This window comes from Melaminivora alkalimesophila, from assembly GCF_000282995.1.
GTDB classification, from domain to species: domain Bacteria; phylum Pseudomonadota; class Gammaproteobacteria; order Burkholderiales; family Burkholderiaceae_C; genus Melaminivora; species Melaminivora alkalimesophila.
The window spans coordinates 1-5760 of record NZ_ALEE01000462.1; the positions used below are offsets into that span (position 1 = coordinate 1).

A 5760-nucleotide genomic window follows, 5' to 3' on the forward strand; every position below is an offset into this window, starting at 1 on the left:
GCCAGCAGCTGCGCCTGCAGATTGGCCGCCACGCTGAAGGTGCCGCCGCCGATCTTCCAGGTCGAGCCCAGCGGCATCCGGTCGGGCGGCGGCGGCGCGCCCTGCCAGTGCGCCGGGTGCATCAGCACATAGGCGCCGTTGTCCTCGCTCAGGGTGGCGCTGCGGCCATCGTCCAGCAGCGCCAGCCACTGCGTCCAGCGGCCCTGCTCGCCCTGCAGCTGCATCCGGCCGATGAGCGTGAAGGCCTCGCCACTGCCCGGCAGCCGGCCGGTGGCATGCAGCTGCAGCGGACTGTGGTCGTCGAACAGCTCGGCCATGCGGCCCACGCGTTGCAGCACCTCGCCGCTGCGCACCACCGTGCTCTGGCAGTAGGGGCAGACGGCATAGGCCGATTGCGCGCTACGGAACTCCACCTCCGCCCCGCAGCCGGGGCAGGGGGCGCGGTACGCGCGCTGTGGGGAACGGGTCGCCATGGATCGGGTTCGGGGGCCTGCGCGCAGGCTGCGCGCTGCTGGCAGGCGCGTTCAGACCAGCTTCCTGAGCAACTCGGCCTTCTTCGCGTCGAATTCTTCCTGCGTCAGGATGCCCTTGGACTTGAGCTCGCCGAGCTTTTCCAGCGTGGCCATGACGTCCTCGGGGCGCACGCCGGCGGCTGCCGGGGCCTGTGCCGCTGCCGCGCCGCCGCCCTGCCCCTGCTGCAGGCCGGACTGCAGGTTCTGCGCCAGCACCTGGCCGAGCGCCACGCCCGCGCCCAGGCCCATGGCATCGCCCGCCACGCCGCCGCCCTGGCCGCCCCCTTCGGCGAACTTCGGGATGGCCTGCGCCGTCTGGTACTGCATGAACTTGCCCATGTCGCCGCCGACCATGCCCATGCCGATTCTCTGGTCCAGCACCTTCTGCAGCTCCTCGGGCAGCGACAGGTTCTGCACCGTGAAGCCCTCCAGCTTCAGGCCGATGCGCGCAAAGGCCGGCTGCAGCGCGCTGGCCATCGCCTCGGCGAACATGCCCTGGTTGGCCGCCAGGTCGAGGAACGGCACGCCGCTGGCGGCGATGGCGTTGCTGATGTTCTGCAGCACCAGGCCGCGCAGCTGGCCGTCCAGGTCCTCGACGCGGTACTCGCCGCGTGTGCCGGAGATCTCCGTGTGGAACAGCTTCGGGTCGGCGACGCGGTAGGCGTAGTTGCCGAAGGCCCGCAGGCGCACGGCGCCGAAGTCCTGGTCACGGATGGTGATCGGCTGGGGCGTGCCCCACTTCTGGTCCACCTGCTGGCGCGTGCTGAAGAAATACACATCGCTCTTGAAGGGCGACTGGAACAGCTTGTCCCAGTTCTTCAGGTAGGTCAGCACCGGCAGCGTCTGCGTGGTCAGCTTGTAGGTGCCGGGGCCGAAGACGTCGGCTACCTGGCCTTCGTTGACGAACACCGCCATTTGCGACTCGCGCACCACCAGCGTGCCGCCGTTCTGGATCTCCATGCCCTCCATGGGGAAGCGCCAGGAGAGCGTGCCGTCGCCCTCCTCGGTCCACTGCAGGATGTCGATGAACTGTTTCTTGATGAAGTCCATGAGGGCCATGGCGCGCTCCAGGTGGGAAAACGAAGGACGGACGAGGGTCAAGACCCTCGGAAAAGCGCGGCCATCATAGCCACGGGCCCGTGCGGCCGACAGAGGCTATGCCCGAGGTAGGAAAAAACGATTGGCGCAATTCATTGCGAATGATTATCATTAAGTCAATATTTCAAGGAATCCTGCCATGTCTCATCTCCACCATGCCCTGCACAGGCACCGCCTCACCCTCATGAAGACCGCCAGCTACTACGTCATCCACATCTGCGTGGCGGCGACCGTGGCCTACCTGGTCACGGGCAACCTGTGGGCCTCGCTGACCTTGAGCCTGCTGGAGCCCACGGTGCAGGCCGTGGCTTTCTTCTTCCACGAGAAGGGCTGGGAGCGCGCCCTGCGCCGGCGCGCGGCCGCCGCTGCCCCGGTGGTGCTTCAGGCGCGCACGTCCAGCAGCGTTCCCGCCATGTCCTGAGCCGTGCGCAGCACCAGTACATTGGCCTTGAAGGCATAGGCTGCGGCGATCTGCTCCACCGCCTCGGCCTCCAGGGCGACGCCCGGGGCGGCCGCCTCGCCCACCCGGGCCTGCACCCCGCCGCGCTCGGGCAGCGCCTGCTGCGCGACCGCATGGCGGCGGAAGCCGGGCGTGTCCGCGTTGGCGATGTTGTGCGCGCTGGCCGCCAGGCGCAGTTGCGCGGCCTGCAGGCCGGAGGAGGCGATGGGTCCGAGGGAAGACATGCTGCCCTCGTTATCGGCAGCGACCGGCCGGACTGAAGTGCAGTGGTTTCAGTGGGCGCCATGCGCCCGCAGCAGGCATTCCCGAAACCGCTGCGCCGCGCGCGGCGCCTGGGGCGAGCGGCGCATGATGGCGACGAAGCGGCACTGGTAGCGGAAGCGCCCGGGCAGCACGGCCTGCAGCCGGCCCGCCTGCTCGAAGGCGGCGGCATAGTGGTCGGGCAGGAAGCCCAGGAAGCGCCCGGACAGCACCAGCGTCGCGATCGACTCCTGGTCGAAGCCGGTGGCGCTGCGCGCGAGCTGCATCCGGTGGCTCAACTCCATGTTGGGCGAGTGGTAGCCCAGGCCGGCGAAAGGGTGACGGCGCAGCGCGTCCCAGTCGAGCGCCCCGTGCGGCGCGCCGAACAGCGGATGCCCGGCGCCGCAATACAGCAGCATGGTCTCGGCGAACAGCTCGTCATACACCAGGCTGCGCGAGCTGCGGTGCGCCGGGATGATGCCGATGTGGAAGCTCCCGTCCATCACGCCGCGCTCGATGGCGTTGATGCTGCCCACGTGCATCTGCAGCTGCACGTGCGGCGCGGCGTCGGCGAAGGCAGCGATCGCCGCGTCGATGCGCGCCGCCGGGTTGCTGGCGGTCTTGTCGAACACCGCCACCGCCAGCTGGCCGCCCATGCGCGCGTGCAGGTCGTCCACGCTGGCGAGAAAACCGCGCACCGAGGCCAGCAGCTGCAGCGTTTCCTCATAGACCCGCTGGCCCTCGGGCGTGAGCGCAAAGCCGGCGCGCCCGCGCCGGCACAGGCTCAGCCCCAGGCGCGTATCCAGGTCCTTCACGTGGCGGCTGATGGTGCTCACGCCGATGTTCAGCTCCAGCTCCGCCGCCGCCATGCCGCCGCACTCGACCACCGCCTTGAAGACCTGCAGCAGGCGCAGGTCCATGTCCGACAGCTGCCCGAGCGCGGCGCGCGGGCGATGCCCCTTGGTTACTTGCATGGATCCTCAAGTGAACGTGGATATTTGTGGCTTCATGAATCTAACACCCGCGTCCACAATGGCTCCGTCCCTTCCTTTCTTTCCCGTTCCAAGGAGCCTGCCATGTCCTTCGCCGTGATCGACGACACGCCCGCCGCCGCCCGTCCCGCCCCGCGCATGGACGCCGCCTGGCTGGACGCCCACTGGATGCCCTTCACCGGCAACCGCGACTTCAAGGCGCGCCCGCGCATGATCGTCTCGGGCGAGGGCGCCTACTACACCGACGCCCAGGGCCGCAAGATCTTCGACGGCCTGTCGGGCCTGTGGTGCTCGGGCCTGGGGCACGGGCGGCGCGACATCGCCGAGGCCATCGGGCGCGCCGCGCTGCAGCTCGACTACGCGCCCGCCTTCCAGTTCGGCCACCCGGCCTCGTTCGAGCTGGCCAACCGCATCAAGGCGCTCGTGCCCGACGGGCTGGAGCACGTGTTCTTCACCAGCTCCGGCTCCGAGGCGACGGACACGGCGCTGAAGATGGCGCGTGCCTACTGGCGCGCCAAGGGCCAGGCCGGCAAGACCCGGCTGATCGGGCGCGAGAAGGGCTACCACGGCGTGAACTTCGGCGGCGTCTCGGTCGGCGGCATGGTCGGCAACCGCAAGACCTTCGGCCAGGGCGTGGAAGCCGACCACCTGCCCCATACGCAGCCGCCCGCCGGGTCGTTCCACCGCGGCATGCCTGCGGAAGGCGGCCGCGCGCTCGCCGACCGGTTGCTGGACCTGATCGCGCTGCACGACGCCTCGAACATCGCCGCCGTCATCGTCGAGCCCTTCTCCGGCTCGGCCGGCGTGGTGATCCCGCCGGCGGGCTACCTGCAGCGCCTGCGCGAGATCTGCACCGAGCACGGCATCCTGCTGATCTTCGACGAGGTCATCACCGGCTTCGGGCGGGCCGGCGGCTGGACGGGCTCGGAAGTCTTCGGCGTCACGCCCGACATCCTGAACTTCGCCAAGCAGGTCACCAACGGCGCCCAGCCGCTGGGCGGCTGCGTGGTCACGCGCGAGATCCACGACACCTTCATGGCCGCGGGCGGGCCCGAGTACCTGCTGGAGTTCCCGCACGGCTACACCTACTCGGCGCACCCGGTGGCCTGCGCGGCCGGCAACGCGGTGCTGGAGGCCCTGCAGCAGGAGGACATGCCGGCGCGCGTGAAGGCGCTGGCGCCCTTCTTCGAGCGCGCCGTGCATGGCCTGAAGGGCGCCAAGCACGTGCTGGACATCCGCAACTTCGGGCTGGCCGCCGGCTTCACCATCGAGGCCCTGCCGGGCGAGCCGGCGCGCCGGCCCTACGAGATCGCCATGAAGTGCTGGGACAAGGGCTTCTACGTGCGCTATGGCGGCGACACCATCCAGCTCGCGCCGCCCTTCATCAGCACCGAGGCCGAGCTCGACCGCCTGGTCGCCGCCCTGGGCGACGCACTGCACGAAGTCGCCTGAGGGCGAGCGCCGGACCCGGCCCCGGCCGGGCCCGCGGCGGCGCGGTCAGTCCAGGGTGATGCCGGCGCTCTGGATCACGCCGCGCCACTTGTCCACTTCGGCGCGCAGGAACTCGGCCGAGGCCTGGGGCGTCAGCCCCGAGGGCAGCACCCCCATGGCGTCGAGCTTTTCCTTGACCGCCGGATCGGGCAGCGCGCGGGCAATCTCCGCCTGCAGGCGCTGCACGATGGGCGCCGGCGTGCCGGCGGGCACGGCCGCCAGGAACCAGGCGTCGGCCGTGAAGCCCTTGAGCCCTTCCTCGTCCATGGTCGGCACCTGCGGCATGGACGGCAGGCGCTCGTTGTGCGCCACCGCCAGGGCGCGCACCTTGCCGGCCTTGAGCTGCGAGGCGATGGTGACCGCCGTGAGGAAGCCGAAGTCCGTCTCGCCCGAGGCGAGCGAGACCACCGAGGGTGCGCTGCCCTTGTAGGGGATGTGGTTGATCTTCACCTTGGCCTGCATGGCGTAGAGCTCGGCGCCGAGGTGGTTCGGGCCGCCCGTGCCCGAGGAGGGGTAGTTCAGCCGGCCGGGCTGCGCCTTCGCCGTGGCCGTCAGGTCGGCGAGTGACCGGAGCGGGCTCTGTGCGCCCACGGTCAACACCAGCGGGCTGCGGCCCACCAGGCTCACGGGAGCGAAGTCGCGCGGCGGATCGTAGGGCAGGCGGGGATACAGGCCGGGCGCCATGGCCATGCAGCCGACGTCGCCCAGCACCACCGTGTAGCCGTCCGGCGCCGCCTTGGCGACCTGGTCGCAGCCGATGGTGCCGTTGGCGCCCGGCTTGTTCTCCACCACCACGGTGGCCTGCATGTTCTCGCCCATCTTTTGGGCCAGCAGCCGGCCCAGGATGTCGGTCGAGCCGCCCGGCGCGAAGGGCACCACCAGGCGGATGGTGCGCGAGGGGTAGGAAGCACCGTTCTGGGCCTGGGCCAGGGGGGCGGCCAGCGCGCTGGCCAGCAGGACGCCCGCC

Annotated in this window: 6 protein-coding genes and 1 pseudogene; 2 read left to right on the plus strand and 5 right to left on the minus strand. The window is 70.4% G+C overall.

Annotated elements, in window-relative coordinates; genetic code table 11:
• Nucleotides 1–473: pseudogene (locus A612_RS08990) on the minus strand (DUF4178 domain-containing protein); the annotation flags it as partial.
• Between the two features lie 51 nt (nt 474–524).
• A complete protein-coding gene (locus tag A612_RS08995; RefSeq protein ID WP_019374166.1) occupies nt 525–1571 on the minus strand; it encodes an SPFH domain-containing protein in 1047 nt (348 codons plus the stop codon).
• A 178-nt stretch (nt 1572–1749) separates the two neighbouring features.
• Between A612_RS08995 and A612_RS09000 the strand changes: the two genes are divergently transcribed.
• Nucleotides 1750–2031, plus strand: coding sequence for a DUF2061 domain-containing protein (locus A612_RS09000; RefSeq protein WP_040436462.1), 282 nt, complete (start codon nt 1750–1752; stop codon nt 2029–2031).
• Here A612_RS09000 and A612_RS09005 read toward each other — a convergent pair.
• Both A612_RS09005 and A612_RS09010 read right to left on the minus strand, forming a co-directional pair.
• Complete coding sequence (locus A612_RS09005; protein ID WP_019374168.1) at nt 1992–2294, minus strand: flagellar basal body protein; 303 nt, start codon at nt 2292–2294, stop codon at nt 1992–1994. The genes A612_RS09000 and A612_RS09005 overlap by 40 nt on opposite strands.
• 48 nt (nt 2295–2342) lie before the next feature.
• Nucleotides 2343–3284 (minus strand): LysR family transcriptional regulator, encoded by a 942-nt coding sequence (locus A612_RS09010; RefSeq protein WP_019374169.1) that lies wholly within the window; start codon nt 3282–3284, stop codon nt 2343–2345.
• 102 nt (nt 3285–3386) lie between these two features.
• On the opposite strand from A612_RS09010, the gene aptA reads away from it, so the two are divergent.
• Nucleotides 3387–4754, plus strand: a complete 1368-nt coding sequence (gene aptA / locus A612_RS09015; RefSeq protein WP_019374170.1) for an omega-aminotransferase AptA — start codon at nt 3387–3389, stop codon at nt 4752–4754.
• A 45-nt stretch (nt 4755–4799) separates the two neighbouring features.
• Here aptA and A612_RS09020 read toward each other — a convergent pair.
• Nucleotides 4800–5760, minus strand: a 961-nt coding sequence (locus tag A612_RS09020; RefSeq protein ID WP_019374171.1) for a Bug family tripartite tricarboxylate transporter substrate binding protein, incomplete at its 5' end; no start/stop codon positions are given.

What these genes read in the sequence shown, in the direction of transcription:
- A612_RS09005 (WP_019374168.1), bottom strand. Translation starts at nt 2,294, where the DNA reads ATGTCTTCCCTCGGACCCATCGCCTCCTCCGGCCTGCAGGCCGCGCAA.
- A612_RS08995 (WP_019374166.1), bottom strand. Translation starts at nt 1,571, where the DNA reads ATGGCCCTCATGGACTTCATCAAGAAACAGTTCATCGACATCCTGCAG.
- aptA (WP_019374170.1), top strand. Translation starts at nt 3,387, where the DNA reads ATGTCCTTCGCCGTGATCGACGACACGCCCGCCGCCGCCCGTCCCGCC.
- A612_RS09000 (WP_040436462.1), top strand. Translation starts at nt 1,750, where the DNA reads ATGTCTCATCTCCACCATGCCCTGCACAGGCACCGCCTCACCCTCATG.
- A612_RS09010 (WP_019374169.1), bottom strand. Translation starts at nt 3,284, where the DNA reads ATGCAAGTAACCAAGGGGCATCGCCCGCGCGCCGCGCTCGGGCAGCTG.